The sequence below is a fragment of the Proteus vulgaris genome (genome assembly GCF_016239305.1).
GTDB lineage: Bacteria > Pseudomonadota > Gammaproteobacteria > Enterobacterales > Enterobacteriaceae > Proteus > Proteus vulgaris_C.
Genome location: NZ_JAEHOQ010000008.1, coordinates 58,851 through 84,123, shown reverse-complemented (window position 1 = coordinate 84,123; position 25,273 = coordinate 58,851). Strand labels below are relative to the sequence as shown.

Here is a 25,273-nt window from a genome sequence, read left to right as displayed (position 1 = left end):
TTAAAATTCCTTTTAGTTACTTAACTTGTCTTCTGAAACTTCCCCAAGTGAAATTAATCGTTGTTGGGCTACCCATTCTCAGGCGGTCAATAACACGCTCACCCAGCGCCTTTGAAAGCTCTGCGAACGCTAGATTTGTCAACACTCCAACTGGTTTTTTGTTTGCTAAACGGCGATCTACCACCTGAAAAATAATCAGATCTTCGTTCAGGTTCCCCCGCTGCACACCAACGTCATCCAGCACCAGCAAATCCACTTCACACAGGTCATCGATTAGTTTTGATTCTGAGGTCTTGGCATCCTTCTGATAGGTTTCACGAACTCGCATCATCAGATCTGGCAGTGTGGCGACTAAAATGCTCTTGCCTTGCTGAATTAGGCTGTTCCCAATTGCCGCTGCTAGATGGTTCTTTCCAGTTCCTGCGTTGCCGCTGAAGATGAACCCACCAAAGTTTTTTCCAAAGTTATCAGCATAATTTTTAGCTTCACACAATGCAGTTCGCTGCTCCAGTGTTGTGGCTTGGTAATTATCAAATGTGCATTCTTGGTGTAATGGGCTGATACCAGAACGGCCCATAATTTTATTCAATCGAGTTACGCGGTTTTCATCTGCGATCCGCTTAGAGTCAATTTCTCCTTGCTCTCGTTGCCATGCCATTAGCTCTTCAGCCGTTGAGAACTTTGGTTTGATGTGTTCTGGCATCATGCGTTTTAATCGCGCCAGTGTTGCCGTTGCTGTCATCAGAAGTTCTCCGGTATGAATTCTTGAGTTTGGCTAGGTTGAATAATTCGATTAGGTTTTTGGTATGGCGTTTTAGGCTTGAATAATCCCTGCCAACCGTTAGTAACCGAGTTATTGATTATTTCTTCAGGTGAAAAACCCAGCTCATAACACTCAGTAAGAAGTTTTATTTGCCCATCGAGAGTTCGCTTAGATTTTATCGGTTGTTTAATTTCCTTTCGGTACCCAACCCAATTTCTCCAAGTGTCAGGATTTAACCAACTGGGTATATCTACGCTAAGCGGATCGAAACTTTGTTTTTTAGGTGTAGATTTTTGTTCAGGGGATATAGGGGTATTAATATTTTCTTTTTTCTTTAAAGTATTTCTTTTGTGTGTCTCCAAGTCAGAGACATCATTTGTCTCTAAGTTAGAGACTTTTTTAGTCTTCAAATTAGAGACACTGTCTCTAGATTGATTTTTCCATGCTGAAATTTCTTTATTAACTCCAATTTTATTACCATCTTTTATAATGTAATTCATTGAAATTAATTCTTTTTTAGCCTTATTAACATTTTGTCTCGACAGTCCTGTTATCTCAGCTAATTGAGAATCTGCAATTCGGTCATTTTTCTTAGCAAATCCGTACGTCTTTCTGATTAAAGCCAGCATAACCCTGAGTTGCCTTACGGTGAGATCACAACATGAAAGAGACTCCAGCAACTCATTAGCGAGTTTTGTATAGCCATCTTCCAGTTCTGCCATGCGTGGTTTCTCCGGTTCAACAGGGAATTTATATATCTCCGCTGTATTCATGATGACCTCCATATCTGTTTGTTAAGTAAACAGAATTCATATATAATTACTCCATTAATTAGCTGTATCAGCAAAAGGAAAGCTCAAAATCAGCTTCCCTTTAATACTGGTTATTGATACAGTGTATTTGTTAGTTGAACAGACCTAATTGTTCTTCTCTAAAGGCCTCAGTCGCTCCAACGATTGAGGCTTTTTCATATGCATGAACTTGAAGTTTTAATCTCGATAGTTCAGCCATATTTTCTAAATAGAGTTTGTAGTCTGATTCTCTGATAACCTTCTCTCCTTCCCTGACAAAACCAACCACGCGACGTGTAGCAAGCATTTCGCATACACCATCAATAGATTGGATTCTTCTTGAGATAGTCGAGTCTGAGCGTGATGTGGCTTGTGCAATTTCTCGCTGATCCCCATCACGTAATATTTGAAGTGCGCTACTTACTAAGTGGCGTGTTCTAAATTCAATAGCTCGTTTGTCACGAACTGTTTTGCATGTGTTTCCGTATTCCATTTGTTAAATTCCTTCTTAGATTACTTCCCATATTGGGAACAGCAGTAATGATCCATAGCTCATTCCATATGAGCGGATTGTTTTGATGCGCGTTTTCCAGCGCAGAGGTGTTAAAGAGCGGGTGAAACTAATTTTTATCTTTTACTAAATGCTCAAATGGTATTCCGAATAGTTCGTTAATTTGAGCGTATCTTGCAGGAGGAATTCGACCTTTGTGCTCCCATTGTCTAATGGCCTGATCGCTAATCTTTAGCTTCTTAGCTAAGGCTGGAATTCCACCTGCTTTTTTAATTGTTGTTTCCAATGCATTCATAAAGATATTCCTTTAACTGATTAACAACAAGAAGAATACAAGAATTGCTTTGTTTAAGCAAGCATTGCTTGTTGGAAAAATAAAAGTGCAACTTGTATATTGAGCGAATGAAAACTATGCGCGAAAGAATCAAGCAAGCTAGACTTGCAAAAAACATGACCCAAGCTGAGTTAGCTGAATTGGTAGGCGTATCACCACAATCAGTACAGCAGTGGGAGACCAGTACTGAGCCAAGAAAAAACAGAGTTATTAAAATTGCTGAAATACTTGAAGTTGATACCAATTGGTTATTATTCGGAATAACTGACATTGATGAAAAAAACAAAGTCAGTAGTATTCAAATAAAGCAAGATGGTGAAATTTCAGATAAAAATAACTACAAGGTGGAAATGCTGGATATCCAAGCTAGTGCAGGACCTGGTGTGATGGTTCTTGATGATTTCATTGAAACAATAACAGCTATTGAGTATTCAGCGGATGAAGCAAAAAGACTGTTTGGTGGTAGATCTGCATCCACAATCAAGATGATCACTGTTAAAGGTGACTCTATGGCTGGAACATTTGAGCCTAGAGATCAAATATTCGTAGATATCACCACTAACTTTTTTGATGGTGATGGAATTTATGTCTTTGTTTTAGATAATCAGCTATATATAAAAAGGCTTCAAAAGCAATATAAGAGGCTGGCTGTTATATCTGATAATGCAAGATATGAAACTTGGTATTTGGAAGAGGACAGTATCAATGGTCTTTACATTCACGCCAAAGTTTTAGTTAGCCAGTCTATAAAATACAAATTTCATGGATAGAAATTTATTCAATTATCAGGTGGTAGCCAAATGAAAAATATAGCTTTATTGCTAATTACGGTTGCTTCAATATCTGCTCACGCTACTAATAAGATTGATCTCACCAATGAAGATGACTTCAAATTGATAACTACAATCATGAAAGCATCTGAGTGCAACGCTTACTCTTCTTTATATAAATTTCAGCAAGAAAATAATGTTCCAGATGGGGATGAGTTTATAGATAAATTCATGAGCAATGAGGCAAAAAAGAAAAACAGCACCTTAGTTGATATGACCAACGATTGCCAGAAAGCGCTACTGGATTTCGCAGAAATAACATCAAGTAAAAACTAACCACCTATCATTTTCCCCACCACAGATCCCTCTTTAATGAGGGATTTTTATGTCGGCAAATCACAAAACCTGCCAAAAGAATAAAAAATTTAAAATTTTTACAAAAAATAACACAAATAAAAACAAGCATTTATTGTTTAAGTAAAGATTAACTCAAGTTTAAACACAAGTTATACTTGTTTTAATAAAGCAATGCTTGTATAGTTAATCACATCGAAGGCAAGGAGCCATAGATAAACAGGATGTTCGCTCTTTAACAGAACGCGCTGAGAAATGCGCAAACCAAAGACAGTAAGTTTTGGGATTGGTAATCGCCACGCTAAGCGTGAATGGTAGATGAGTGCGCTACCACCAATCACCAAAGCTAATTGTAGGAGGTCATTATGGGTGTTCGTGGGTATAACTGTGCAAGAAGTCGCAGAGCTGAACGTAGAGCAGAATTACAAAACGCATATGCTATGAATGAGCAATTAAAAGTATCTATTCATGGTCATGTAGAAGAAGAAAAACGCCCTACTTTATCGTTAAAACGCAAACCAATTAGCCGAGTTGAGAAAGCAATTTCAATTCGTAGCACTAAAGTTTATGACTCAGCAGATAACACCTGTTTGCCAAATTCTAGTATTTACTCAGCTAAATATAGAAAATCTGGTACGCTGTTAGAATCTGGAGAAGTGACTGCGAGGGCTTAACATGGCGAAGATAAAGTATCTTCCTCAAACGGGAAAGCTTAACTCTAAAATGCGTAGATATTTGGCTAGAGGAAAGTTAATTGAGTTAAAAATAGCTGAGGCGCTTATAGCTAAAGAAACAGATCCCAGCGTTGTTGTTGACCCATATAAACCAATTGAAGTACCTAATGGAACATTAACAGCAACCGATAGAGCCTTAATGAGTGGGTCTTTACCAAGAGACTGCGAGCCAAAAGATAACGCACCTAAAGATGACATTATGAATAGAGTTGTAAATCATGCTCATCAAAGAAACCCAAATAAAAAATGGTGATTTACACCAACTAACATAAGACCTCGCAATCGCGGGGTTTTTTATTACCTAAATTCACAGTTAACTAATTACAGTCCATTCTGTGGGCTGTGGTGAGTTGATTGATAGGAGTAATTCATGAGATTTGATATGGACATTGCTTATCACGAAAGCTGTATGGCTAGAACCAAAGATAGATGGACGATTGTATTTTCAAACTTCGATTATGGCGAGTGTTTCAGTTATGCAGTTAAACCAACAAATCGCCAGATAAGAAAGGCTAGAAAATCAATGCCATCTTGGTGAGTTGATTAATAGATAGGAGATAGAGATGGAGTTAAAGATAGATAAAGGCACTCTACTTGCTGTCATGGAGTGTATGGCAATAAGAGATATTCGCTACTACATTTGCGGTATCTGTTTTCTACCTAACGGCAAAGTGGCTGGCACAGATGGTCACATGCTGGCATATGGCGAACACGATAACGAAATTGAAAATGAAGTTATTTTATCAGTCGGTAAATTACCAACTAAGCAATTCGATTATGCAATTTTCGATACTGATGACGGAATTGTTAGGCTGTTTTCAGATGAAAACATATTAATCGGTGTTTCAATGTGTAGTGTTATCGATGGTCGTTTCCCACATATCGACAAGTTAATCGAAAAAACACGAAAAATGCAAGAAAACTTACCATTCAAAATAGGTATTAACGTTTCATTTCTCGCCAAATTACAGAAGATAGCAAAGTATGTTAACCCTAAAATGCCAGCTATCGAACTTCAATTCAAAACAGGTCAAGACGCTATTATTTGCGACATATTCAACCCGTACAAACCGGTATCGGTATTGATTATGCCAATGCGTATTTAGTTAATAACGGAGGGAGTATGACATGCCAATGTTCAAAGTGACTTGTAAATGGAATGGCGAGCCTTGGGAAAAGGATATTGAAGCAGAAGATGAAGGTGATTGCGCAGAGCATATTTATCTATGGGCTGTAATTGGAGCAAAAGCCAATATCACGGAATTAGATATCAAAGAAATACCTCAGCAGTAACCCACCACTTAATCATTCATATCGCTATTAATAGTGAGGAATACGCACATAAGGAACATAGGAATGGCAAATGAATTAGTCGTAATTGAACAAGCTACGGCGCTGGATTTGTTTACGGCACCAGAAAAAGTAAATCAGATGCTAGAGCACATTAAATCTCTTGCAGAAGAAGAACGAAAAGAACTCGACAGTGATTTCTCAGTAGCTAAAAACCGAAAGGCTTTTGCATCTCTGGCGTACAAAGTTGCTCAAACAAAAACGTATATCGACAAGGAAGGTAAAGCAGTTGTCGATAAGTTAAAAGAGTTACCAAAAAAGGTTGATGCTAGTCGTAAGTTATTTCGTGACGAGCTAGATGCATTAAGCACAGATATTCGCAAGCCACTAACAGAGTGGGAAGCACAAGAAAAAGCTCGCGAAGAAGCCGAAGCGCTTAAGAAGCAAATCGAAGTTGATCATGAAGAAGCTCTGCAAATGAACGAGCTGTTTGATTTGCGCAAAGCCGAAGAAGAACGCCAGCGCATTGCTCGTGAAGAAGAAATGAAAAGACAAGCTGCGGAACAGGCAAGACTTGAAGCTGAACGCAAGGCAAGGCAAGAAATTGAAGCGGCAGCACGGCGTGAGCGCGAAGCAAAAGAAGCCGCCGAACGTGCAGAGCGTGAAAAGCAGGAAGCTATTCAACGTGCAGAGCAAGCGGCAAAAGAAGCCAAGGAAAAGGCAGAACGCGAGAAACAATTAGCTATCGAAGCCGAGCGAAAGAAAGCACGGGAAGCAGAGCAAGCGCGATTAGCAGAAGAAGAACGTAAGCGTCAGGAAGAAGCTAAACGTCAGGCTGATAAGGAACATCGCCGCAAGTATAACCAAGAAACATTACAGGCATTAGTAAGTAACGGATTTGATGAAAAATTAGCAACTGAATTTATTAAGCTAGTTGCAAGTAAACAAATCCCTCACATGACAATGAACTACTAATACCCACTGCACCAACACCAGATAACCACCCTATCGCTCACCTAGCGAGGTAACAATGAAAACTAACTATTACAGCGCTATGCGTGATTGCATGGCGGTGCGTATCACTACGCCTCAAGCACGTAAAAATAAACACACGCCATCGTGGTTATTTAGTTTATCCGTGGTCATTGTGACAGCCGTTGGCGTAATACCGACATTTGTAAGTTGAGGTGATTATGCGAATTTCATACAGCTACTCGAACGGAACTCGGGTAATTCACGATAAAACAGTCATGGAATTTGACGAAAGTAGCAAGCTCAGCATTGAAACAGGAAGTTTCGCTGAGTTGGCTAAATTAACGGAAATAGACTCAATCGAGGCAATGGAATATGTGCTCGATTGTGACGATGAATCGCTTGAGCGGATTATCAATGCGATTGGTAAGGATGTCTTTATTAACAGGATATTGCGCGTTTCTAAGCTAAGGAGGGTTGCGTGACTCAGCATCAACAATGGCTAGAAGAATTACGCAGGATGCGTAAAGAATCGCAGGAACGCGAACACGATGAGTTTATGTATCAAACGGAAGTGTTAGGACGACAAGGAGTGTCGATACCGTTAAAGGATTTTACAGGAGATTTTCAATGAATGTTTCTAATTCCTACCCTACCGACAAATACCCTCGCCTAACATCATCATCACTAGCAAAAAACAGAGAGGAAGCTCTGGCTCAAGCTATTGCAATGATTGAGGGGCATTTGCCAAATACGAGTGTCAAGGAGAGAGAAAAGCGACTAGCAATGGAGTTGCTACACATGAACTTGGATGCATCGAAAAATCACCCTCCACTGCCTCCTCGCATTCAAGCGTTACGTGATGCAGAAAGGAATTCTGTATCTAGTGGCAATATTGAAGTCGATTACTACGGAAGCGAACGACGTCAAGGTCAGTATCTTGGAGATTAACATGACTGCTGTATATAAAGCGATTAGCAATGTAGCCAAGGAAATGGCTGAAACAGGAATAAAGAAAGGAAGTAAAAATCAACAGCAAGGGTTTATGTTCAGAGGGATTGACGCTGTATATAACGCTCTTGCACCAGCTTTAGTTAAGCATGGATTGCTTATTCTTCCACGGATCATTGAACGCTCAGTCACGGAAAGACAAACACAAAGAGGTGGTCAGATATTCTACGTTGTGGTTAAGGCTGAATTTGATTTTGTTGCCACGGAAGATGGCAGTAAGCACACGGTAGTGACTTATGGTGAGGCTATGGATAGCGGAGATAAAGCCACAAATAAAGCCATGTCGATTGCATATAAATACGCGGCATTTCAAGCGTTCTGTATTCCAACAGAAGAAACAGCAATTGATGCAGATGCGGAAATTCATAACGTAGCGCCACGGACGGCAGAACAGGTGTTAGCTGATTACACTAACTTTCTTGGCACAGCTACGAATCAATCACAAATCATGGATGAGTACAAAAAAGCATGGAATGCATTGGCTGGTACTGAATCACAAAAGGAATGTGAACGTGTAACAGGAATTCGGATTAAAGAACTTAAGGAAACTGCATAATGGCAAGTAAAGGCGTGAATAAATGTATTCTCATTGGTCACTTGGGGCAGGATCCAGAAATCCGTTATATGCCATCAGGTGGCGCAGTAGCAAACCTCACACTAGCCACATCAGAATCGTGGCGTAATAAACAAACCGGTGAGATGAAAGAAAAAACCGAGTGGCATCGCGTGGTAATTTTCGGGAAATTAGCTGAGATTGCAGGTGAATATCTGAGAAAAGGAAGTCAAGTATATATCGAAGGTTCTCTGCAAACCAGAAAATGGCAAGACCAAAGCGGTCAAGACCGATACACAACGGAAGTGGTGGTAAATGTCGGTGGACCAATGCAGATGCTAGGTGGTAATCAGGCAGGAAGCCAACAACCAGCGCGACAACCTCAGCAGTCACAGCAAAGGCAACCAGCTCAGCAAAATGAGCCACCTCAAGATTGGGATAGCCAAGAAATACCCTTCTAACCCCTACCCGTTTAACCAAAGGATATGACCATGCCTGTAACTACTGAGGTGGTAAAAGTCTATTACTCGCCAACTAGGAATAGGCGATATTTCAGCAAGGAAGCTGCAATCAAAGCTGAAGCCAAAGCGCGAATATTCAAGAAGTACCCATCTGAGCCTTATGAATCCGATACTGGATATGCTGGCTACAACATTTGGGATGATAGACCTGAATTCTATCAGCGCGCATTGCGCTTTCTTTCTTACCTAATTAAGAAAAACATTAAATAACCAAAGAATATACTTACAAGGATGCAAACAGGAGATAGATATGACAGATAAACTCAAAGAAGAAATTAACGCGATTCAAGGTAGAGCCGCAATGGCAAATATTGATGTATGCATCATGGTAAGGCTCTCCTTAACTATTCAAATTGCATCCTTTTTAATCGAGAAAGGAAAAAAAATTGAAGCTAAGGACTGGCTACTTGGCGCGTTAGAGTGGGGAACTGATGTAAACATCTTTGATGACCTAGATGATAGTGACGGGAATTCAGAAGATATTCAAGCTTGGTTCGATAAGCGAATGGAGGGCGAAATTAGTTTAGATGAGGCATTTAAATTAATTCGTTCGCGTTACCCTGAAATCGAAAAGCTACGGACAGCTTAATTTAACTCGCAGGGATGCAATAGAGGAATGAATAATGGCAATAGTTCAATTTTATATAGCAGGTGGTAGAGGTAAAGACCCGTCAGAAATTACTAATAACCTCCGATATGAATTACTAGATGATCATAACTTCAGTGCTGATGACGACGACTTTGAATTTTGCATTGAAGAATGTGCGGAATATTACCATGATGATTGTGACGGATGGGAAGATAAATGGCCGTTGTTATTCATGTTGTGGATTGACGACCAATATCTTGGCACGTTTGAAGTTGAGCGTGAGTTTGACCCAGTGTTTTCAGCAAATAAGGTGAAGTGATGAAAATTGAACAATCTCAAGTGACTAAATTAGTAATAACTGATGTCGAGCGACACGACCCTATTCATGTCTACCTTGAGGACTACGGCGATAATCAAAACGGCCGTGTCACAATTAGCGAAAGCGGTTGTTCATGGTCTTGCTTTTGGGGTTCGATGGGTAGCCCACTAATTGAGTTTATTCATAGGATTAATAATCACTACTGGATAGGAAAGCTGGATTCTAATTTAATCTCTGAGATAGACACTGATAACGATGCAAATGCCGAATACGCTAAAAAACAAGTTATCAAACTACGCAACGATGATGAAATAGATAAACACGAAGCAAGGGAATATTGGGATTTAATCGAAGCATCAGACAATGTTAAAGATGAGTGCTGTAATAGTTTTTTAGGTGGTAAGTTACTTAGCTTGTTTGGTGATGATGCTTGGTATAACGATTGGCCCACCATACCCAACCCTCAATATCTAAGAATGGAATCACGATTAAACGCTGTTCGCGAGGCATTAAAGCAAATAAAGGTGGAGTGATGGATAAATCAAGACTGCAGTTTGATAGAGAACAAATGAAACTAGGCGTTCTATATGCTCGCAATCATTTAATTAGTGCATACAGAGCTAACTTTATAGAGTGTGATGAGAAGCAGTTCGCTTATATCATGGCCCAATTATCTCACGTTGCAAATGAATCCATCGATATTGAATTAATGATGGAGAATGTTTTGTCATGCAATGATGAAGCTGAAAATTGGATTAAAGAAATTCTAATTAAATATTCTAAATAAATAACCATTCAAATAATCGGATATGTATTACTCATGCTAATACAGGGCTCTACACGTATATAGGAAATCAAAATGATATATTTAAGTTTGTTCAACGGAATATCCGCTGGGCGATTAGCGTTGTCTCGCGCTGGAATTAAATTTGATAAATATTACATTGCTGAAATAGATAAATTTGCTAATAAAGTATCTGAGTTTCATTATCCAGACAATATCCAATTAGGTGATGTTAATAATTGGCGCGAGTGGGATATTGATTGGTCAAATGTGGGGTTAGTTACTGCCGGCTTTCCATGTCAGTCGTGGTCTGTGTCGGGGAGACAGTTAGGAGATAAAGACGAGCGCGGTAAATTATTCTGGACGACATTAGAAATAATGAACCACGTATTAGAAAATAATCCAGACGCTAAATTCATGCTTGAAAATGTAAAGATGAAAAAAGAGTTTGAGGAATATATAACACTGCATACGGAGCGTGCATTAGGTTATGTAAATAAAACTCTTATTAATAGTTCATTATTATCAGCACAAAATAGACAGCGTTATTATTGGACTAATTTTGAAGTTATCCAGCCAGAAGATAAATGTATTTTTCTGAAAGATATTATTGATGATGACAGTATTGCTGATAGAGAAAAATCATATTGTATTGATGCTAATTACTCGAAAGGGACGAATTTAAATCAATATCTAAATAAACGTCGCAGGCAAATAGTATTTAGACCATGCGAACTAAGAGAGAATGTTAAGCAATCTAAAGACGGATTAATTCATGTTGCCAATGCATCTGATATTAAAGGTAACGAGTCTATACTGCGCGTTTATTCTGATGTTGGGAAAGCTCCAACGCTCTCAACGTGCCAAGGCGGACATAGAGAGCCGAAAGTCGCAATCTATCAGCGTCCTCGAGGTAAAAATAACGGAGGTGTTCACACTGAAAAGTCGCCAATACTCACATCTAATTCATGGGAACATAATAACACTCTGCAATATCGCAAATTAACTCCTACTGAGTGTGCAAGACTACAAACATTCCCCGATGGTTGGTGTGAAAACATAGTTTCAAATTCACAATCATATAAATGTTATGGCAATGCTTGGACTGTTGATGTTATTGCTCACATATTTAAATGTGCATATAGAGAAAATAAACATGAAATTATTCGTCCTGCTGTTAATTATGAACAATCATGCAGTGCCAATATCTGAGGATTTATACACGCAATCGGAATGCAATAAACGTGCTGAATATTTAATGTCAGTGAGGAATGTTGAAGTTATTTGTGGCGAGGTGATGAGAGATGAATAAATTAAAAGAGGAAATAATTAATCTTCTAAAATACAGCAAATTGACAAATGCTGAATTATATTACTTATGTAGTCCTGAATACTCTAAAAGTCAGGTTAGTTGTGTAATTGGTCATTTAGAAGCAGGTGGAATTATCAGGAAAGGAATTTGCGAATATTGGGAGCTAACCAATGAATAAATACACCGAACTATCTGACTTCGAAACTAATAAAAAGGTTGCTGATTCTATAGGAATGGAATTCCCAGAACTGTCAAACAAGGACAGCTATAAACCACTGACTTATTTTACAGAGGATGGTAATGATATTTTATCATTTGACCCATGCAACAACCCAGCAGATGCAATGCCGATTATTAACGAATATGGCATTAGCCTTATATATCAAGATAGAAAATTCCAATTTGCAACTAATGACGGGAATATAGAGTGCTGTATTGCCAACCCATTAAAAGCAGCAATGATTATTTTCTTGTGTATGAAGGATGCGGAGAATGAAAAAGTATGACTTGATATTGTGCGATCCTCCCTGGTCTTACAATAACAAAGTTTCCAATGGAGCAGCAGATAATCATTACAATACCACCCGCTTTCACCAACTCACCCGAATTAAAATACCTGAATATTCATCTGATAACGCTGTTCTCTGCATGTGGTACACGGGAAACTTTGCACTCGAGGCTATTAAATTAGCCGAAGCATGGGATTTTAAAGTTAAAAATATGTTCGGTTTCGCGTGGGTTAAATTAAATAAAAATGCAGGAGATAGAATAAATAAAAAACCGCCAGAAGACTTTTTCGATTTCATGGAAATATTAAACAATGAGACAAAGATTAATTGCGGTAATTATACCCGTCAAAATGTCGAAATGTGTTTAATCGCCACGAGAGGAAATGGACTACCTCGTCAATCTGCAAGTGTACGACAAATTATTTATTCATGTTTAGGCGAACACAGCGAAAAACCAAAAGAAGCCCATCATCGTTTAGAGGAATTATACGGAGATGTTCCTCGACTCGAATTATTCGCTCGTGAGAAATACGGTAATTGGGATGTATATGGCGACCAAGCGGAAGAAAGTATTCAATTAATATAGGTGAATTATGAGATTAATAATTCGCGGTGAAGTCACACCCACAGAAAGGATTGCTATTAATGAGGCACTGGAAGCCCATAAAAAGAAATATAATCGAACTGGAATAATCGTTAGTCACAAAATAAAGATAGGAAAGAATATCTATCCCGTCGAAATAGAAAACTTTCGTAAATCATATATGATCACTTTGCGTAATAAAAGGCAAAGACTATGAATGCACAGGCAATGGAAAACGCACGAAGGCAAATAGCAAAGGAATGCTTAATCGAACTCAGAAGTCACGGAATACCCAACGACAAACTAACCACTCAGATCTTAGATAAATACACACCAAAGTTTAAGCCTCTAAATCATACAAAGTACAACACCAAAGATGTTATGTGCCAATACATCAGAAATCTGCAAAAGGAAGAGAAGAATGGATAACTTAACTCAGTTGATGCCAAATAAATGGGTGACAGAACCGCTTTTAGTTGCTATTACGGGGATGAAGCCGGGAACAATAAAACGAGCTAGGGAAAGCTCGTGGGCAATTGGTAGGGAGTATATTCACGTATCGCCAGAAGGAGAGCCAAAACCAAACTCAGAATGCATGTACAACCATCAGGCTATTAACGCATGGATTGAGAGACAAAAAAAGAAACAACCGAGGTGATGTAATGATTAAATATCCGACTGGAGTTGAGTTGCATAATGGCTCTCTCAGGATAAATTTCGTTTATAAAGGAAAGAGGATCAGGAAATGGCTGTCCATGCCAGATACAGCAAAGAATAGAAAAATTGCTGGTGAATATAGGGCTTCTATTGTTTACAAGATAAAAATGGGAACATTTGTTTTTGATGATGAGTTTCCAGATGACAAGAGAAGCTCTTCATATTCAAAAGATATTAACTTCATAGAGCTTGTTGATTTGTATATGGAGCTGAAGAAAACAGAGATAGCAACAAGTACACTGCGTCGCTATGACTCTATTTCTCGCTCGCTAATGCAATTTGTTAGTTGCAAGAAAAGTATTTCAACATATACCCCTGCTGATTTGCTAAGAATTAGAAATAAGCTACTTACAGATCATCAGTTACCTAACAAATATAGACCAACACGAGATAATGGTAGAAGCGTTGCTACTGTAAATAACTATATGCGCATGCTTTTATCATTATTTAGGTTTGCTTATAGAAATAAATATATTGACGACGATATTACTGTTGATTGCGGTTATCTGAAAAAAGAAAAACCTATTCCTGATCCACTAACTGATGATGAGTTTAAAAGACTTTTAATAGCATGTCAGAATAACCAATCTAGAAATATGCTCATTCTGTCTGTATATACAGGATTAAGACCGGGTGAACTAACAGGATTGGCATGGGAGGATGTGGACTTGGTTAAAAAGACAATAATGGTCAGAAGGAATGTTTGTGGCCCATCTGACTTTTCATACCCGAAAACAGGTGCAAGCACTGATAGGATAATTAGCTTATTAGAGCCAGCCTTTAACTGCCTAAAGGATCAGTCTTTATATACAAAGATGACAGTACCTATTGATGTTAAAGTAAAGACTCGTGAGTTTAATAAGCATAGAACTGATTCGTGCACATTTGTTTTCCAGCCATCCATTGTTAGTGTGAATGGCGTTCTTACTAAATTTTATTCACCAGGAGGTTTCTCGCAAATATGGAGATCATTAATTAGAAGATCTGGTGTTAGGCACAGAAAGTCATATCAAACAAGACACACTTATGCTTGCTGGATGTTATCTGCTGGAGCGAATCCTGCATTCATTGCAACACAGATGGGGCACTCATCATCAAAAATGGTACACGATGTTTATGGCGCTTGGATGCCTGAGAACGATCAAGACCAAATATCGCTATTAAACCAAAAATTGAATGATTCTGTCCCCTATGTGTCCCCATCGAGTCACAATAAAGATAACATTCGATTTATATCAAATAGTTAACCCTATCACACCTGCATACTCATAATTTCTTGATAAGCAGCGACCAGCTTATTTCGCACTTGTACGCCCATTTGTAATGAGATACTGGATTTTTGCATATCCACCATTACATCGTTTAATTCAACACCGGGTGTACCTAAGGTAAACGCTTGCACTTTGTTGGTTGCATTCACTCGGGTTTCATTAATTTTACCCACAGCTTGAACAAGCTGAGTAGCAAACCCGGCTTGTACTGGCTGGGGTTTTGCAATATTGGATGCTTGTAAAGTCTGGATTTGCATTTTATCCAGAACACTTTCAATAGCTGGAATTGACATATAAACCTCTGCGTTAATCATCTAATTCAATTACTGAATCAATGTCATAGTAAGGAAGTGAACCAACACGCTTACCGAGTTATACCCTAACACAGGGGCTTCATTCCAAAGCGAGTAATTGACGCAAAAGTTAAGGGCTAATTACGCCATTAAATGAAACGCAAAAGGCCAATAATGAGACACCTGAGAGTAGGTTTATTTATTTGCGTAAGGGGAGTCTGTTTTGTTACGCCACGCTTTTAGTATTCATCCCGAACTACAAGGCAAGGATTGTCTATGAATGCCGAAAAAACCGACGTTGTGAACCAGAAAAAAGGTTTTAACGCCATTATTAACCGGATAAAAGCCGATCCGAAAATTCCGCTCATTATTGCGGGTTCGGCGGCAATTGCCATTTTTGTTGCTGCATTTTTATGGTTACAAAGCCCTGATTATAAGGTGCTTTATAGTAATCTTAGCGATAAAGACGGTGGCGAAATTGTCACACAGTTAACACAAATGAACGTACCTTATCGCTTGTCACAAAATGGCGCGGCGATCATGGTGCCTGACAATCAGGTTCATGAATTACGCCTGAAACTCGCGCAAGCGGGACTTCCTAAAGGCGGCGCTGCCGGTTTTGAACTGTTAGATAAAGAAAAGTTCGGGATCAGCCAATTTAGTGAACAGATTAACTATCAACGTGCACTTGAAGGTGAGCTTGCTCGCACTATCGAGACATTGGGTCCCGTACAAAATGCTCGTGTTCATTTAGCACTACCAAAACCATCTCTTTTTGTTCGTGAACAGAAATCCCCTTCTGCATCCGTTACGGTGGGTCTTTTACAGGGTAGAGCACTGGATGAAGGTCAAATTAATGCCATCGTGCATATCGTTGCAAGCAGTGTTGCGGGCATGCCCGATAGCAGTGTGACCATCGTTGACCAAAGTGGAAAATTATTGACACAACCTGATGCGTTAGGTCGTGACCTTAACTCTATTCAACTAAAATATGTTCAAGAGCTAGAAAGCCGCTACCAACAACGTATTGAAACATTACTTGGTCCAATTGTGGGTCGCGGAAATGTTCATGCTCAGGTAACTGCTCAAGTTGATTTCTCTCATACTGAAGAAACCGCTGAAGAGTACAAGCCGAATCAGCCACCTAATCAAGCCACTGTGCGTTCAAAACAATTGAGCCAAAGTGAGCAAAATGGGGGCATGTTAGCGGGCGGTGTACCTGGTGCATTGTCTAATCAACCTGTTGCTCCGCCTCAAGCGCCAATTGAAACACCAAAAGCGCAAGAAGATGAGAAAACAGATGAAGCCAATACAACGGGCACTAATCGTACATTAACGCGTAATCCAAACAGTAATAGCCGTTTAGATGAAACAACCAACTATGAAGTTGATCGCCGAATTCGTCATATAAAACGCCCGGTGGGTAATGTCGAACGTCTTTCTGTTGCTGTCATCGTGAACTATAAAACGATTGAAGATACGAAAGAAGCGGCTGAAGGCGAAGAGCCTGTTGTTGAAACCAAACAAATTCCGCTTACTGATGAACAAATTCAGCAAATTGAAGGCCTTGTCCGTGAAGCGATGGGCTATTCCCAAGAACGTGGTGACTCATTAAGTGTCGTGAACTCGCAGTTCAATGATATTGAAGAGAAAGTGATTACCGTTCCTGTATGGGAAAACCCAGAAATTCTTGCGAAAGCATTAGATTTAGGTCGCTGGTTATTACTTGTCATCATCGCATGGATCTTATGGCGCAAACTGGTGAAACCACAGCTTGAAAAACGCCGTGAAGCTGAGATTGCAGCACAGAAAGCCGTGCTGAAAACAAAGCTAAAAGTTAAAGATGATGTTGATGAAACAGAATTAGATGACGAAGCAAGACGTAAACAAGCACGTAAACGTGTCAGTGCCGAATTGCAGAGCCAACGTATCCGTGAAATGGCAGAGAAAGATCCTCGTGTCGTCGCAATGGTAATTCGTCAATGGATGAGTAAAGAGCAATGAGTAATAACTTAACTGGAACCGAAAAAAGCGCCGTTATGTTACTAACACTCGGTGAAGACCGAGCGGCGGAAGTATTTAAACATCTAAGTACACGCGAAGTTCAACAGCTGAGTATTGCAATGTCATCAATGCGCCATATCTCAAATCAGCAATTGATTGATGTTATGGCAAGCTTTGAAGAAGACGCTGTTCAATATGCAGCGTTGAATGTGAATGCGAACGATTACTTACGCTCTGTTCTGGTCAAAGCACTGGGTGAAGAACGCGCAAATAATCTGTTAGATGAGATCTCTGAAACCCGTGAAACAACAACGGGTATCGAGACACTTAACTTTATGGAACCACAAATGGCTGCCGATATTATCCGCGACGAACATCCGCAGATTATCGCAACCATCTTGGTTCACCTCAAACGGGGTCAAGCGGCAGATATTCTTGCTCTGTTTGATGAGAAATTACGTAATGACGTGATGCTACGTATCGCAACATTTGGTGGTGTTCAGCCGTCAGCATTAGCAGAGTTAACTGAAGTACTGAATAACCTGCTTGATGGCCAAAACCTCAAACGGAGCAAAATGGGTGGTGTTCGTACTGCTGCTGAAATTATCAACCTGATGAAAAGTCAGCAGGAAGAGAATGTCATTACTGCGGTACGTGATTACGACGGCGAATTGGCACAAAAAATTATCGACGAAATGTTCCTGTTCGAAAACCTTATCGATATCGACAACCGTTCTATCCAGCGCATTCTACAGGAAGTGGAATCCGACTCCTTGGTTGTGGCATTGAAAGGATGCGATCAAGAGCTACGCGATCACTTCCTCAACAATATGTCGCAACGTGCTGCTGAAATCATGCGTGATGATTTGAATTCTCGCGGCCCTGTTCGTATGTCTCAAGTGGAAGCAGAGCAGAAAGCAATTCTGCTTGTGGTACGCAAATTAGCAGAGACTGGAGAGGTTGTTCTTCACGGAGGAGACGATACCTATGTCTGATAAACATACTGATACTAACTGGAAGCCTTGGGTTCCCAAAGAACTCACTGATTGGGCATTAACTGTCGAGGAAACGACAGAAGACGAAAAGGAAGTCGAAAAACAGGAAAAAGAAGTTGTTCAGCAACAGAAAGTCCTTGAGCAAATTAATATGCTTGATGACATGAAAGACAAGGCCCAGAAATTGGGCCACGCTGAAGGCTTTGAGGCAGGGAAAAACCAGGGTTATCAGGAAGGCTATCAGGCTGGATTACAATCAGGTATTGAAGAAGGTATTCGCCAAGGCATTGCTCAGCAATCACCATTAATTAATGAGTGGCAAGGGTTGTTAGCTGAATTTAGACATTCATTGAATGGGCTAGACAGTGTGATCGCATCACGTTTAATGCAAATTGCCCTTACAGCAGCCAAAGAAGTTCTGGGTCAACCGGCTGTCTGTGATGGCTCTGCCTTGCTTGCACAAATAACCTTAATGTTGCAACAAGAACAAATGTTCTCAAGCAATCCACAGTTACGCGTGAATCCAAGACATATTCCACAAATTGAAAAAGAACTGGGTGATTCCCTTTCTGCTCATGGTTGGAAAGTTGTTGCCGATAACAGTATTCATGTGGGTGGATGCCGTGTTGTAACGAATGATGGCGATCTCGATGCCACGATTGCAACTCGTTGGCATGAGCTTTGCCGTCTTGCTGCACCGGAGGCGTTGTAATGACAGCAAGATTGGGGCGTTGGTTAGAAAAACTCAGTGAAGCAGAAGCACGTTTAAATAAAATTCCACGTGTGCGTCAATATGGCCGTTTAACCAGAGCAACAGGTTTAGTCATGGAAGCTAAGGGGCTAGTTATGCCCCTTGGCTCTACGTGTTTAATAGAACGTACCATTGGCAAAACGGTTGAAGAAGTCGAAAGCGAAGTGGTTGGGTTTAATGGTAGCCAGATGCTGTTAATGCCTTTACAGGAAGTCGAGGGATTAACACCTGGAGCTCGTGTTTATGCTCAAGCTACACCTGGTGGTGAAAATGAAGGTCGTCAATTACCACTAGGTGATGCGTTATTAGGACGTGTATTAGATGGTTCTGGTTACCCTTTAGATGGTTTACCTCCACCGGATACAGGTTATCGTGCCCCACTCATTACGCCACCGATCAACCCATTACAGCGAACACCGATTACAGATGTTCTTGATGTAGGTGTGCGTGCAATTAATGCATTATTAACGGTTGGTCGCGGTCAGCGCATGGGGCTTTTTGCAGGCTCTGGTGTGGGTAAAAGTGTGCTATTAGGCATGATGGCTCGTTTCACTCAAGCGGATGTCATTGTTGTTGGCTTAATCGGTGAGCGTGGTCGTGAAGTTAAAGACTTTATCGAGAATATCCTTGGTACAGAAGGCTTGGCTCGTTCTGTCGTCGTCGCTGCACCAGCAGACGTATCACCACTGCTTCGTATGCAAGGTGCTTCTTATGCTACTCGTATTGCAGAAGATTTTCGCGATAGAGGTAAACATGTCCTGTTAATTATGGACTCACTTACCCGTTACAGTATGGCACAACGTGAAATTGCCCTTGCCGTCGGCGAGCCACCAGCAACCAAAGGTTATCCACCTTCTGTCTTTGCTAAATTACCTGCACTGGTCGAACGTGCAGGTAATGGCGTTGATGGTGGTGGTTCTATCACGGCTTTCTATACCGTTTTAACGGAAGGTGATGACCAGCAAGATCCAATTGCAGACTCCGCGCGCGCCATTTTAGATGGTCATATTGTGCTTTCTCGCTCACTTGCTGAATCTGGACACTACCCTGCTATTGATATTGAAGCATCTATTAGTCGAGCTATGACGTCGCTAATTGATAAAACACATTACCGTCGTGTACAAATGTTTAAACAGCTTTTATCAAGTTATCAACGTAACCGAGATTTAATTAATGTAGGCGCTTACGCCGCGGGTAGTGATCCAATGCTAGATAAAGCCATCGCACTTTATCCGTCTCTCGCGAAGTTCTTACAACAAGATATCCAAGAGCAATGCAGTTATCAAAGTGCATGTGAGCAACTTAATCAACTGATCACAGTAAACTAATTCTGAACATAATCAGAGAAAGTAAAGAGGGTTCCAATGCGGGAGCAGTCACCTTTAGTGACACTGAGAGAACTGGCACAGACAGCGGCTGAACAAGCCGCTATTCAACTGGCTCAGGTCCGGCAGAGTCATCAACAAATGGAACAGCAACTCAATATGTTGATTGGGTATCAGGATGAATACCGTGTACGTCTAAACGAAACGTTGAATTTAGGGGGAATGTCGTCAGCATCGTGGCAAAACTACCAACAATTTCTCAAAACGCTCGAATTGACTATCGAACAACATAAACAACAACTTCAACATTGGCAGGCGCAACTCGATCTTGCAACTGAACAATGGCGAGAAAAACAGCAACGACTCAATGCATTTGAGACTTTGGAGCAACGTGCCGAAGATAGCCGTAAGCGACATCTCGATCGTATTGAACAGAAACAAATGGACGAGTACGCACAGCGTAGTACTTTACGGAGAACAACTTGATGGAGATAACGCTTCTGACCATGGATGTCGCTGCAACCTCCCCGGGAACGGCATCTGCTACACAGAGCCAACCCGGTGATAATGCCCCGACTTTCGCTCAGCTTTTGGGTTCTCAACCCCAACAAGCACAGGGTGATAAAAAGACAGCCAATATCACAAACCATTCTACCAAAGAGAATAAAACACACTCACACTCAGATGAAGACAAAACAAAAGAAGACGATAGTCATCTAGCGTCTGTTTTTGCCGAGTTAAACGTGACAAAAGAACCTTCTTTAGATGCATCTCAACTCACGCTTACATTGCCTGATAATGAACAATTTGTAGCGATTATTGAAAATAAAACTGCCTCTGCATTAATGTCAGCAGAAGAGATGGTTGCTGAACTTCCTGTTCAGCTAGCAGGGCTACCTGGATTAAAACGTCTTACCCTTCCTTCAGAACAACTGACTCAAGCATTACAACAGCCTCAATCAGTTAAACGTGACGAAGGTTTAACCTCGTTAGCACGTACTATTTCAAAAGATAACGATATGTCGGACTTCAACCTTACCGACAAGCTTAATCTATCTAAATCAGATGAAAAGTCCTTGTTAGCCCAGCTACGTCCAGAGACAGCGACATTAGCAACAGAAAGTACACTTATCGGTGCTAATCAAACAGAAAAGCCTTCTGCAAAAAAAGTAGATAGCATCGCAACACTTTTAACGCCAACAGCAGAAAAAGTGAATGCATTACTAAATGGCGATAAGCAAATTGCAAATGCAAAATTGGCAGATAATGTTGCACAGCAAATAGTGACAGGTAACCGCGTTACAGAAAGCGACCTTCACAACACGCTCTCTAACTCATCTTCTTTTGCTTCACAAGGTATTACGGGCCATGCTCACTCATCGACACAACCACAAATGCAATTTTCACCGATGGCTACACAGGTTTTAAATGCACAAGTGGGAACGCCTGAGTGGCAACAACAACTTAATCAGCAAATTGTCATGTTTAGCCGTAATGGTTTACAGAAAGCTGAGTTACGTTTACATCCTGAAGAGCTAGGTTCATTGCATATTCGCATGAAAATAGAAGATGGACAGGCACAGTTACACCTTGCGTCACAAAATGGTCAAGTTCGTTCTGTATTAGAAAATGCCATGCATCAATTGCGTCAAGCACTCTCTGAAAATGGGATCCAGCTCACGCAAAGTCATGTGTCTAGCGACACCAATGACAGTTGGCAACAACAAAATATGTCAGATTCCTCTCAATTTAGTGGAGATGGTGCCGATAATCATCAAGGAAGAGAGGGTAATTCAATGCAATTAACCTCTGAACCGGCACTACAAAAGATAACCCTTACGCCTCAAGAATTAGCATCTGCTCGTGGTGGAGTTGATATTTTCGCCTAATACAAATGTATTGGGAGGACATACTATGTCAATAAACGTAAGAGTTAATGGTTTTTTCCCTATCTGTTTCTGCCATTAAAAAACAGAAATAGCGGGATAATTAAGGTTGATTTAGATGGATATGGAAGTCCACAACAGTGAACACGTATCCACTACAAAACAGGAATTTAACTGTCCATGTCTAATTACAGCAATGAACGTAAAAGCTATAGCTTAATTCTGATCATCGTATTATTGGTGATCGCCATTATTGCAGCGGCATTCGGTGGATATAGTTGGTGGGCATTGAAGCATGCTAAATCAGGTTCAGCGGGCACTAGTCAGCAAAAAGTTATACCAGCACCCGTTTTTATGTCATTAGAGCCCTTTACGGTAAATCTAATTGATGACGAGGAACACTTAGACAGAGTGCTCTACATAGGGATCACACTAAGATTGCATAATGAAGACACTCGTAAGCGTCTACATGATTATTTACCAGAAGTTCGTAGCCGCTTGTTATTACTGCTTTCTCGTCAACAAGCTAACAAGCTTGCGACAGACAATGGAAAACTCCAGCTAATGACGGATGTAAAAGAAGCGCTGAGACCGACTCTCGTACCGGGAGAATCTGAACAGATCCTCTCCGATGTACTGTTTACCACGTTTATTCTGCGATAATCATTATGAGCGATAATATCCTTTCACAGGCAGAGATTGATGCTCTGCTGAATGATGACACATCAGGTGACGACGCCAAAAGCGCGAACAGGGAACCTGCGATAGCGAAGGATCCGAATGAACCGGATATTCAGCCTTATGACCCCAACACGCAACGTCGTGTGGTTCGGGAACGTTTACAATCGTTAGAAATCATTAACGAACGCTTTGCGCGTCAATTCCGTATGGGGCTATTTAACATGCTCCGTCGGAGCCCTGATATTACTGTTGGTGGCGTTAAAATTCACCCATATCACGACTTTGCTCGTAATTTACCTGTACCAACGAATCTTAATTTGGTGCATTTAAAACCGTTACGAGGAACCGCGTTATTTACCTTTGAACCTAATCTGGTTTATATCGCGGTAGATAACCTGTTTGGTGGTGATGGCCGTTTTCCAATCCCTGTGGAAGGACGTGAATTTACCAACACAGAGCAGCGGATCATCAACAAAATGTTGAAATTGGCACTTGATGCCTACCGTGATGCTTGGGATTCCATTTTCAAAATTCAAGTTGAATATGTTCGTTCTGAGATGCAGGTAAAATTTACCAATATCACCTCATCACCGAATGACATTGTTGTTACGACACCTTTTCAGGTAGAGATCGGTTCAATGGTCGGGGAATTTAGCATTTGTATTCCATTTGCCATGATTGAACCGTTACGTGAACGACTGATCAACCCACCAATTGAAAATGTTCGTCAAGAAGATGGGGTTTGGTTAGATAGTTTAGTCAACCAGGTTCAGCATTCAGAACTTGAACTGGTCGCAAACTTTACTGACATCCCACTGCGTTTATCAAAAGTGCTTACACTTAAAGAAGGGGACGTTATCCCTATTGATAAACCAGAAAGATTGATTGCACATGTTGATGGTGTGCCCGTATTAACAAGCCAATACGGTACAGTAAATGGGCAATATGCCCTTCGTGTTGAACACCTAATTAACCCTGTTTTAAACGCTCTGGATGAGGAACAAACCAATGAGTGATGCAAATCGCCCAACTGATAATTCACAATCGGCTGAGGATATGTGGGCTGATGCAATGGAACAGCAAACTGGGAAAAGCCAGGATAATAGTTCCGATTTATTTGAACATCTTTTACCTGAAGACGATACGCTTAATCATCTATCCGATATTAATTTGATCATGGATATTCCTGTCAAATTAACGGTAGAGTTAGGTCGCACCAAAATGACCATTAAAAAATTACTCAGCCTGTCTCAAGGTTCTGTCGTTTCACTGGATGGTTTAGCTGGTGAGCCTCTTGATATCCTTATCAATGGCTATTTAATTGCTCAAGGCGAAGTTGTCGTTGTTTCTGATAAATACGGTATTCGTATTACCGATATTATTACGCCATCAGAACGTATGCGCCGTCTGAGCCGTTAATTTATGGAACAGCTTCCTTCCTTTTCCAGCCAAGGTGCGGTAAATACTACCGCGCCCGCTACAACACAGACAGTTCAAACACCTACACAACCATTGCCTGTAGGTCAAAGCCTTGCTCAAGTCAGCACGGCGCTTGCGGGCATTATCGTTCTTATTATTATCGCTATGTGGCTATTTCGCCGTTTTGGCTTTGCTCGTGGCTCACTAAAAGGAGCGACAACACAACTTAACGTTAAGGCAAGTTGTTCATTAGGTGCAAAAGAACGTGTAGTTGTTGTTGAAATTGAACAGGAATGGCTTGTATTAGGGGTAACATCATCGCAGATAAATCTGTTACATAAGTTACCTATCCCTGAAAAAGCCTCGCAGGAAGCGACAACATCATCTACATCGCCATTGTTTACTCAATTATTACAAAAAACGCTAAAGCGAGATAAAGGCAACTCATAATGCATCAGTGTGTCACTTTTTTTAACGCATTAACGCGTTGGCGTCTCTTCGCTAGTGTACTGGTTTTAGTCTTGTTCCCAACCAGTGCGTTTGCTCAGTTTCCGAGTGTTATTACACAATCATTACCGGGGGGTGGTCAAAGTTGGTCACTGCCAGTACAAACCTTAATCTTCATTACAGCATTAGGCTTTATTCCTGCTGTTTTGCTGATGATGACCAGTTTTACACGGATTATCATCGTATTAGGATTATTACGTAATGCATTAGGAACCCCCTCAGCACCACCGAACCAAGTTGTTCTTGGTCTAGCGTTGTTTATGACCTTTTTCATTATGGCGCCTGTATTTGATAAAATTTATCAAGATGCCTATATGCCATTTACTGAAGATCAAATTACCTTTGAGCAAGCATTAGACAATGGTTCAAAACCCCTGCGTGAATTTATGATGCAACAAACGCGCGAAACAGATTTAGCTCTATTTGCACGCCTTGCAGATGCCCCAGCATTTGAAACACGCGAAAGTGTACCTATGCGTATTCTAGTTCCTGCCTATATCACCAGTGAACTAAAAACCGCATTTCAAATTGGTTTTATGATTTTCATTCCTTTTCTTATCATCGACTTAGTCGTTGCCAGTGTATTAATGGCGCTCGGTATGATGATGGTGCCCCCTGCAACAGTCTCATTGCCTTTTAAACTCATGCTTTTTGTTTTAGTTGATGGTTGGCAATTAATACTGGGCTCACTTGCACAAAGCTTTTTTAATTAGCGCTGAGGTAA

General features: G+C 40.5%; 42 protein-coding genes. 37 read left to right on the top strand and 5 right to left on the bottom strand.

From position 1 onward, the window contains the following. Positions 1-16: 16 nt before the first annotated feature. The 4 genes from JEP40_RS07955 to JEP40_RS07940 all read right to left on the bottom strand — a co-directional run bounded on the left by JEP40_RS07955 (position 17) and on the right by JEP40_RS07940 (position 2,360). Positions 17-742 carry an ATP-binding protein gene (locus tag JEP40_RS07955; protein ID WP_198623105.1) on the bottom strand — a complete coding sequence of 242 codons (726 nt, stop codon included), beginning with the start codon at positions 740-742 and terminating at the stop codon, positions 17-19. Further along, positions 742-1,536, bottom strand: coding sequence for a replication protein (locus JEP40_RS07950; RefSeq protein ID WP_198623104.1), 795 nt, complete (start codon positions 1,534-1,536; stop codon positions 742-744). Before JEP40_RS07950 ends, JEP40_RS07955 begins: the two co-directional genes overlap by 1 nt. Positions 1,537-1,666: 130 nt before the next feature. Continuing rightward, the gene (locus JEP40_RS07945) at positions 1,667-2,047 is read right to left on the bottom strand and encodes a hypothetical protein (protein ID WP_198623103.1); all 381 of its coding nucleotides are present in this window, start codon (positions 2,045-2,047) and stop codon (positions 1,667-1,669) included. A gap of 127 nt (positions 2,048-2,174) precedes the next feature. Then, positions 2,175-2,360, bottom strand: coding sequence for a Cro/CI family transcriptional regulator (locus tag JEP40_RS07940; RefSeq protein WP_099660666.1), 186 nt, complete (start codon positions 2,358-2,360; stop codon positions 2,175-2,177). Positions 2,361-2,467: 107 nt separating this feature from the next. On the opposite strand from JEP40_RS07940, the gene JEP40_RS07935 reads away from it, so the two are divergent. The 26 genes from JEP40_RS07935 (at position 2,468) to JEP40_RS07815 (ending at position 14,664) form a co-directional block, all read left to right on the top strand. Next, a complete protein-coding gene (locus JEP40_RS07935) occupies positions 2,468-3,169 on the top strand; it encodes an XRE family transcriptional regulator (protein WP_099660665.1) in 702 nt (233 codons plus the stop codon). A gap of 30 nt (positions 3,170-3,199) precedes the next feature. Then, on the top strand, positions 3,200-3,505 hold the full coding sequence (locus JEP40_RS07930; protein ID WP_099660664.1) for a hypothetical protein: 306 nt from the start codon (positions 3,200-3,202) through the stop codon (positions 3,503-3,505). 383 nt (positions 3,506-3,888) lie between these two features. Then, on the top strand, positions 3,889-4,197 hold the full coding sequence (locus JEP40_RS07925) for a hypothetical protein (protein WP_198623102.1): 309 nt from the start codon (positions 3,889-3,891) through the stop codon (positions 4,195-4,197). Position 4,198: 1 nt separating this feature from the next. Beyond that, positions 4,199-4,510: a transcriptional regulator gene (locus JEP40_RS19085; RefSeq protein WP_232799203.1), complete on the top strand. Its 312-nt coding sequence runs from the start codon at positions 4,199-4,201 to the stop codon at positions 4,508-4,510. Positions 4,511-4,627: 117 nt separating this feature from the next. Then, positions 4,628-4,795: a DUF7279 family protein gene (locus tag JEP40_RS19255; protein ID WP_420094338.1), complete on the top strand. Its 168-nt coding sequence runs from the start codon at positions 4,628-4,630 to the stop codon at positions 4,793-4,795. Positions 4,796-4,820: 25 nt separating this feature from the next. Next, positions 4,821-5,363, top strand: a complete 543-nt coding sequence (locus tag JEP40_RS07915; RefSeq protein ID WP_198623101.1) for a hypothetical protein — start codon at positions 4,821-4,823, stop codon at positions 5,361-5,363. Positions 5,364-5,385: 22 nt separating this feature from the next. Then, complete coding sequence (locus JEP40_RS07910; RefSeq protein WP_185167648.1) at positions 5,386-5,550, top strand: hypothetical protein; 165 nt, start codon at positions 5,386-5,388, stop codon at positions 5,548-5,550. A gap of 63 nt (positions 5,551-5,613) precedes the next feature. Next, the gene (locus JEP40_RS07905) at positions 5,614-6,522 is read left to right on the top strand and encodes a cell envelope biogenesis protein TolA (RefSeq protein ID WP_198623100.1); all 909 of its coding nucleotides are present in this window, start codon (positions 5,614-5,616) and stop codon (positions 6,520-6,522) included. Positions 6,523-6,577: 55 nt separating this feature from the next. Beyond that, positions 6,578-6,733, top strand: coding sequence for a hypothetical protein (locus tag JEP40_RS07900; RefSeq protein ID WP_198623099.1), 156 nt, complete (start codon positions 6,578-6,580; stop codon positions 6,731-6,733). Positions 6,734-6,797: 64 nt separating this feature from the next. Further along, a complete protein-coding gene (locus JEP40_RS07895) occupies positions 6,798-7,004 on the top strand; it encodes a hypothetical protein (protein WP_232799202.1) in 207 nt (68 codons plus the stop codon). Then, positions 7,001-7,153, top strand: a complete 153-nt coding sequence (locus JEP40_RS07890) for a hypothetical protein (RefSeq protein ID WP_198623097.1) — start codon at positions 7,001-7,003, stop codon at positions 7,151-7,153. The genes JEP40_RS07895 and JEP40_RS07890 overlap by 4 nt, the downstream gene beginning before the upstream one ends. 167 nt (positions 7,154-7,320) lie before the next feature. Then, a complete protein-coding gene (locus JEP40_RS19080) occupies positions 7,321-7,470 on the top strand; it encodes a hypothetical protein (protein WP_232799201.1) in 150 nt (49 codons plus the stop codon). Between the two features lies 1 nt (position 7,471). After that, positions 7,472-8,086 (top strand): ERF family protein, encoded by a 615-nt coding sequence (locus JEP40_RS07880; RefSeq protein WP_198623095.1) that lies wholly within the window; start codon positions 7,472-7,474, stop codon positions 8,084-8,086. Next, positions 8,086-8,544 (top strand): single-stranded DNA-binding protein, encoded by a 459-nt coding sequence (ssb, locus tag JEP40_RS07875; RefSeq protein ID WP_198623094.1) that lies wholly within the window; start codon positions 8,086-8,088, stop codon positions 8,542-8,544. Before JEP40_RS07880 ends, ssb begins: the two co-directional genes overlap by 1 nt. 30 nt (positions 8,545-8,574) lie before the next feature. Continuing rightward, on the top strand, positions 8,575-8,814 hold the full coding sequence (locus JEP40_RS07870; protein WP_087802151.1) for a hypothetical protein: 240 nt from the start codon (positions 8,575-8,577) through the stop codon (positions 8,812-8,814). Positions 8,815-8,854: 40 nt separating this feature from the next. After that, a complete protein-coding gene (locus JEP40_RS07865) occupies positions 8,855-9,193 on the top strand; it encodes a hypothetical protein (RefSeq protein WP_198623093.1) in 339 nt (112 codons plus the stop codon). Positions 9,194-9,227: 34 nt separating this feature from the next. Further along, complete coding sequence (locus JEP40_RS07860; protein WP_198623092.1) at positions 9,228-9,512, top strand: hypothetical protein; 285 nt, start codon at positions 9,228-9,230, stop codon at positions 9,510-9,512. Beyond that, positions 9,512-10,045 (top strand): hypothetical protein, encoded by a 534-nt coding sequence (locus JEP40_RS07855; protein WP_198623091.1) that lies wholly within the window; start codon positions 9,512-9,514, stop codon positions 10,043-10,045. Before JEP40_RS07860 ends, JEP40_RS07855 begins: the two co-directional genes overlap by 1 nt. Next, positions 10,045-10,299, top strand: coding sequence for a hypothetical protein (locus JEP40_RS07850; protein WP_198623090.1), 255 nt, complete (start codon positions 10,045-10,047; stop codon positions 10,297-10,299). Before JEP40_RS07855 ends, JEP40_RS07850 begins: the two co-directional genes overlap by 1 nt. Before the next feature lie 87 nt (positions 10,300-10,386). Further along, entirely contained in the window at positions 10,387-11,508 is a 1,122-nt protein-coding gene (gene dcm / locus JEP40_RS07845; RefSeq protein WP_198623089.1) for a DNA (cytosine-5-)-methyltransferase, read from the top strand. A gap of 92 nt (positions 11,509-11,600) precedes the next feature. After that, entirely contained in the window at positions 11,601-11,786 is a 186-nt protein-coding gene (locus JEP40_RS07840; protein ID WP_198623088.1) for a hypothetical protein, read from the top strand. Then, on the top strand, positions 11,779-12,114 hold the full coding sequence (locus tag JEP40_RS07835; protein WP_198623087.1) for a phage protein NinX family protein: 336 nt from the start codon (positions 11,779-11,781) through the stop codon (positions 12,112-12,114). Before JEP40_RS07840 ends, JEP40_RS07835 begins: the two co-directional genes overlap by 8 nt. After that, positions 12,101-12,703 carry an MT-A70 family methyltransferase gene (locus JEP40_RS07830; protein WP_198623086.1) on the top strand — a complete coding sequence of 201 codons (603 nt, stop codon included), beginning with the start codon at positions 12,101-12,103 and terminating at the stop codon, positions 12,701-12,703. The genes JEP40_RS07835 and JEP40_RS07830 overlap by 14 nt, the downstream gene beginning before the upstream one ends. Before the next feature lie 7 nt (positions 12,704-12,710). Further along, entirely contained in the window at positions 12,711-12,917 is a 207-nt protein-coding gene (locus tag JEP40_RS07825) for a DUF4060 family protein (RefSeq protein ID WP_198623085.1), read from the top strand. Positions 12,918-13,121: 204 nt separating this feature from the next. Further along, a complete protein-coding gene (gene xisR, locus JEP40_RS07820) occupies positions 13,122-13,358 on the top strand; it encodes an excisionase family protein (RefSeq protein ID WP_123822292.1) in 237 nt (78 codons plus the stop codon). A gap of 4 nt (positions 13,359-13,362) precedes the next feature. After that, the gene (locus tag JEP40_RS07815; protein ID WP_198623084.1) at positions 13,363-14,664 is read left to right on the top strand and encodes an Arm DNA-binding domain-containing protein; all 1,302 of its coding nucleotides are present in this window, start codon (positions 13,363-13,365) and stop codon (positions 14,662-14,664) included. A gap of 5 nt (positions 14,665-14,669) precedes the next feature. On the opposite strand, the gene fliE is transcribed toward JEP40_RS07815, so the two are convergent. Further along, on the bottom strand, positions 14,670-14,981 hold the full coding sequence (fliE, locus tag JEP40_RS07810; protein WP_004248328.1) for a flagellar hook-basal body complex protein FliE: 312 nt from the start codon (positions 14,979-14,981) through the stop codon (positions 14,670-14,672). Positions 14,982-15,257: 276 nt separating this feature from the next. Here fliE and fliF point away from each other — a divergent pair, with 276 nt between their 5' ends. From fliF to fliP, 11 genes are all read left to right on the top strand, one after another. Next, positions 15,258-16,985, top strand: a complete 1,728-nt coding sequence (fliF, locus tag JEP40_RS07805) for a flagellar basal-body MS-ring/collar protein FliF (RefSeq protein ID WP_198623083.1) — start codon at positions 15,258-15,260, stop codon at positions 16,983-16,985. Continuing rightward, positions 16,982-17,980, top strand: a complete 999-nt coding sequence (fliG, locus tag JEP40_RS07800) for a flagellar motor switch protein FliG (RefSeq protein WP_006533145.1) — start codon at positions 16,982-16,984, stop codon at positions 17,978-17,980. The genes fliF and fliG overlap by 4 nt, the downstream gene beginning before the upstream one ends. Further along, the gene (fliH, locus tag JEP40_RS07795; protein ID WP_109407805.1) at positions 17,973-18,692 is read left to right on the top strand and encodes a flagellar assembly protein FliH; all 720 of its coding nucleotides are present in this window, start codon (positions 17,973-17,975) and stop codon (positions 18,690-18,692) included. The genes fliG and fliH overlap by 8 nt, the downstream gene beginning before the upstream one ends. Next, a complete protein-coding gene (gene fliI / locus JEP40_RS07790) occupies positions 18,692-20,059 on the top strand; it encodes a flagellar protein export ATPase FliI (RefSeq protein ID WP_198623082.1) in 1,368 nt (455 codons plus the stop codon). Before fliH ends, fliI begins: the two co-directional genes overlap by 1 nt. A 36-nt stretch (positions 20,060-20,095) precedes the next feature. After that, on the top strand, positions 20,096-20,542 hold the full coding sequence (gene fliJ, locus JEP40_RS07785; RefSeq protein ID WP_006533149.1) for a flagellar export protein FliJ: 447 nt from the start codon (positions 20,096-20,098) through the stop codon (positions 20,540-20,542). Beyond that, positions 20,542-21,945: a flagellar hook-length control protein FliK gene (locus JEP40_RS07780; RefSeq protein WP_198623081.1), complete on the top strand. Its 1,404-nt coding sequence runs from the start codon at positions 20,542-20,544 to the stop codon at positions 21,943-21,945. Before fliJ ends, JEP40_RS07780 begins: the two co-directional genes overlap by 1 nt. 177 nt (positions 21,946-22,122) lie before the next feature. Continuing rightward, the gene (gene fliL / locus JEP40_RS07775) at positions 22,123-22,605 is read left to right on the top strand and encodes a flagellar basal body-associated protein FliL (protein ID WP_198623080.1); all 483 of its coding nucleotides are present in this window, start codon (positions 22,123-22,125) and stop codon (positions 22,603-22,605) included. 5 nt (positions 22,606-22,610) lie between these two features. Next, the gene (fliM, locus tag JEP40_RS07770; protein WP_088495228.1) at positions 22,611-23,639 is read left to right on the top strand and encodes a flagellar motor switch protein FliM; all 1,029 of its coding nucleotides are present in this window, start codon (positions 22,611-22,613) and stop codon (positions 23,637-23,639) included. Next, positions 23,632-24,042, top strand: a complete 411-nt coding sequence (gene fliN / locus JEP40_RS07765) for a flagellar motor switch protein FliN (protein WP_006533153.1) — start codon at positions 23,632-23,634, stop codon at positions 24,040-24,042. The genes fliM and fliN overlap by 8 nt, the downstream gene beginning before the upstream one ends. Positions 24,043-24,045: 3 nt before the next feature. After that, positions 24,046-24,492, top strand: coding sequence for a flagellar biosynthetic protein FliO (gene fliO / locus JEP40_RS07760; protein WP_198623079.1), 447 nt, complete (start codon positions 24,046-24,048; stop codon positions 24,490-24,492). Continuing rightward, on the top strand, positions 24,492-25,262 hold the full coding sequence (gene fliP, locus JEP40_RS07755; protein ID WP_198623078.1) for a flagellar type III secretion system pore protein FliP: 771 nt from the start codon (positions 24,492-24,494) through the stop codon (positions 25,260-25,262). Before fliO ends, fliP begins: the two co-directional genes overlap by 1 nt. The last annotated feature ends 11 nt before the right edge of the window (positions 25,263-25,273 follow it).

Bases quoted from the DNA above. Each gene is read 5' to 3' on its own strand.
- fliP (WP_198623078.1), top strand. From the start codon at position 24,492: ATGCATCAGTGTGTCACTTTTTTTAACGCATTAACGCGTTGGCGTCTC.
- JEP40_RS07950 (WP_198623104.1), bottom strand. From the start codon at position 1,536: ATGAATACAGCGGAGATATATAAATTCCCTGTTGAACCGGAGAAACCA.
- JEP40_RS19255 (WP_420094338.1), top strand. From the start codon at position 4,628: ATGAGATTTGATATGGACATTGCTTATCACGAAAGCTGTATGGCTAGA.
- JEP40_RS07900 (WP_198623099.1), top strand. From the start codon at position 6,578: ATGAAAACTAACTATTACAGCGCTATGCGTGATTGCATGGCGGTGCGT.
- fliE (WP_004248328.1), bottom strand. From the start codon at position 14,981: ATGTCAATTCCAGCTATTGAAAGTGTTCTGGATAAAATGCAAATCCAG.
- ssb (WP_198623094.1), top strand. From the start codon at position 8,086: ATGGCAAGTAAAGGCGTGAATAAATGTATTCTCATTGGTCACTTGGGG.
- JEP40_RS19080 (WP_232799201.1), top strand. From the start codon at position 7,321: ATGAACTTGGATGCATCGAAAAATCACCCTCCACTGCCTCCTCGCATT.
- JEP40_RS07860 (WP_198623092.1), top strand. From the start codon at position 9,228: ATGGCAATAGTTCAATTTTATATAGCAGGTGGTAGAGGTAAAGACCCG.
- JEP40_RS07945 (WP_198623103.1), bottom strand. From the start codon at position 2,047: ATGGAATACGGAAACACATGCAAAACAGTTCGTGACAAACGAGCTATT.
- JEP40_RS19085 (WP_232799203.1), top strand. From the start codon at position 4,199: ATGGCGAAGATAAAGTATCTTCCTCAAACGGGAAAGCTTAACTCTAAA.
- JEP40_RS07925 (WP_198623102.1), top strand. From the start codon at position 3,889: ATGGGTGTTCGTGGGTATAACTGTGCAAGAAGTCGCAGAGCTGAACGT.
- JEP40_RS07955 (WP_198623105.1), bottom strand. From the start codon at position 742: ATGACAGCAACGGCAACACTGGCGCGATTAAAACGCATGATGCCAGAA.
- JEP40_RS07840 (WP_198623088.1), top strand. From the start codon at position 11,601: ATGAATAAATTAAAAGAGGAAATAATTAATCTTCTAAAATACAGCAAA.
- JEP40_RS07855 (WP_198623091.1), top strand. From the start codon at position 9,512: ATGAAAATTGAACAATCTCAAGTGACTAAATTAGTAATAACTGATGTC.
- fliO (WP_198623079.1), top strand. From the start codon at position 24,046: ATGGAACAGCTTCCTTCCTTTTCCAGCCAAGGTGCGGTAAATACTACC.
- JEP40_RS07835 (WP_198623087.1), top strand. From the start codon at position 11,779: ATGAATAAATACACCGAACTATCTGACTTCGAAACTAATAAAAAGGTT.
- JEP40_RS07865 (WP_198623093.1), top strand. From the start codon at position 8,855: ATGACAGATAAACTCAAAGAAGAAATTAACGCGATTCAAGGTAGAGCC.
- fliI (WP_198623082.1), top strand. From the start codon at position 18,692: ATGACAGCAAGATTGGGGCGTTGGTTAGAAAAACTCAGTGAAGCAGAA.
- JEP40_RS07910 (WP_185167648.1), top strand. From the start codon at position 5,386: ATGCCAATGTTCAAAGTGACTTGTAAATGGAATGGCGAGCCTTGGGAA.
- fliF (WP_198623083.1), top strand. From the start codon at position 15,258: ATGAATGCCGAAAAAACCGACGTTGTGAACCAGAAAAAAGGTTTTAAC.
- JEP40_RS07940 (WP_099660666.1), bottom strand. From the start codon at position 2,360: ATGAATGCATTGGAAACAACAATTAAAAAAGCAGGTGGAATTCCAGCC.
- JEP40_RS07905 (WP_198623100.1), top strand. From the start codon at position 5,614: ATGGCAAATGAATTAGTCGTAATTGAACAAGCTACGGCGCTGGATTTG.
- fliJ (WP_006533149.1), top strand. From the start codon at position 20,096: ATGCGGGAGCAGTCACCTTTAGTGACACTGAGAGAACTGGCACAGACA.
- JEP40_RS07780 (WP_198623081.1), top strand. From the start codon at position 20,542: ATGGAGATAACGCTTCTGACCATGGATGTCGCTGCAACCTCCCCGGGA.
- JEP40_RS07935 (WP_099660665.1), top strand. From the start codon at position 2,468: ATGAAAACTATGCGCGAAAGAATCAAGCAAGCTAGACTTGCAAAAAAC.
- xisR (WP_123822292.1), top strand. From the start codon at position 13,122: ATGGATAACTTAACTCAGTTGATGCCAAATAAATGGGTGACAGAACCG.
- fliL (WP_198623080.1), top strand. From the start codon at position 22,123: ATGTCTAATTACAGCAATGAACGTAAAAGCTATAGCTTAATTCTGATC.
- fliN (WP_006533153.1), top strand. From the start codon at position 23,632: ATGAGTGATGCAAATCGCCCAACTGATAATTCACAATCGGCTGAGGAT.
- JEP40_RS07830 (WP_198623086.1), top strand. From the start codon at position 12,101: ATGAAAAAGTATGACTTGATATTGTGCGATCCTCCCTGGTCTTACAAT.
- JEP40_RS07930 (WP_099660664.1), top strand. From the start codon at position 3,200: ATGAAAAATATAGCTTTATTGCTAATTACGGTTGCTTCAATATCTGCT.
- JEP40_RS07825 (WP_198623085.1), top strand. From the start codon at position 12,711: ATGAGATTAATAATTCGCGGTGAAGTCACACCCACAGAAAGGATTGCT.
- JEP40_RS07880 (WP_198623095.1), top strand. From the start codon at position 7,472: ATGACTGCTGTATATAAAGCGATTAGCAATGTAGCCAAGGAAATGGCT.
- JEP40_RS07850 (WP_198623090.1), top strand. From the start codon at position 10,045: ATGGATAAATCAAGACTGCAGTTTGATAGAGAACAAATGAAACTAGGC.
- fliG (WP_006533145.1), top strand. From the start codon at position 16,982: ATGAGTAATAACTTAACTGGAACCGAAAAAAGCGCCGTTATGTTACTA.
- fliM (WP_088495228.1), top strand. From the start codon at position 22,611: ATGAGCGATAATATCCTTTCACAGGCAGAGATTGATGCTCTGCTGAAT.
- JEP40_RS07815 (WP_198623084.1), top strand. From the start codon at position 13,363: ATGATTAAATATCCGACTGGAGTTGAGTTGCATAATGGCTCTCTCAGG.
- JEP40_RS07870 (WP_087802151.1), top strand. From the start codon at position 8,575: ATGCCTGTAACTACTGAGGTGGTAAAAGTCTATTACTCGCCAACTAGG.
- fliH (WP_109407805.1), top strand. From the start codon at position 17,973: ATGTCTGATAAACATACTGATACTAACTGGAAGCCTTGGGTTCCCAAA.
- JEP40_RS07915 (WP_198623101.1), top strand. From the start codon at position 4,821: ATGGAGTTAAAGATAGATAAAGGCACTCTACTTGCTGTCATGGAGTGT.
- JEP40_RS07895 (WP_232799202.1), top strand. From the start codon at position 6,798: ATGGAATTTGACGAAAGTAGCAAGCTCAGCATTGAAACAGGAAGTTTC.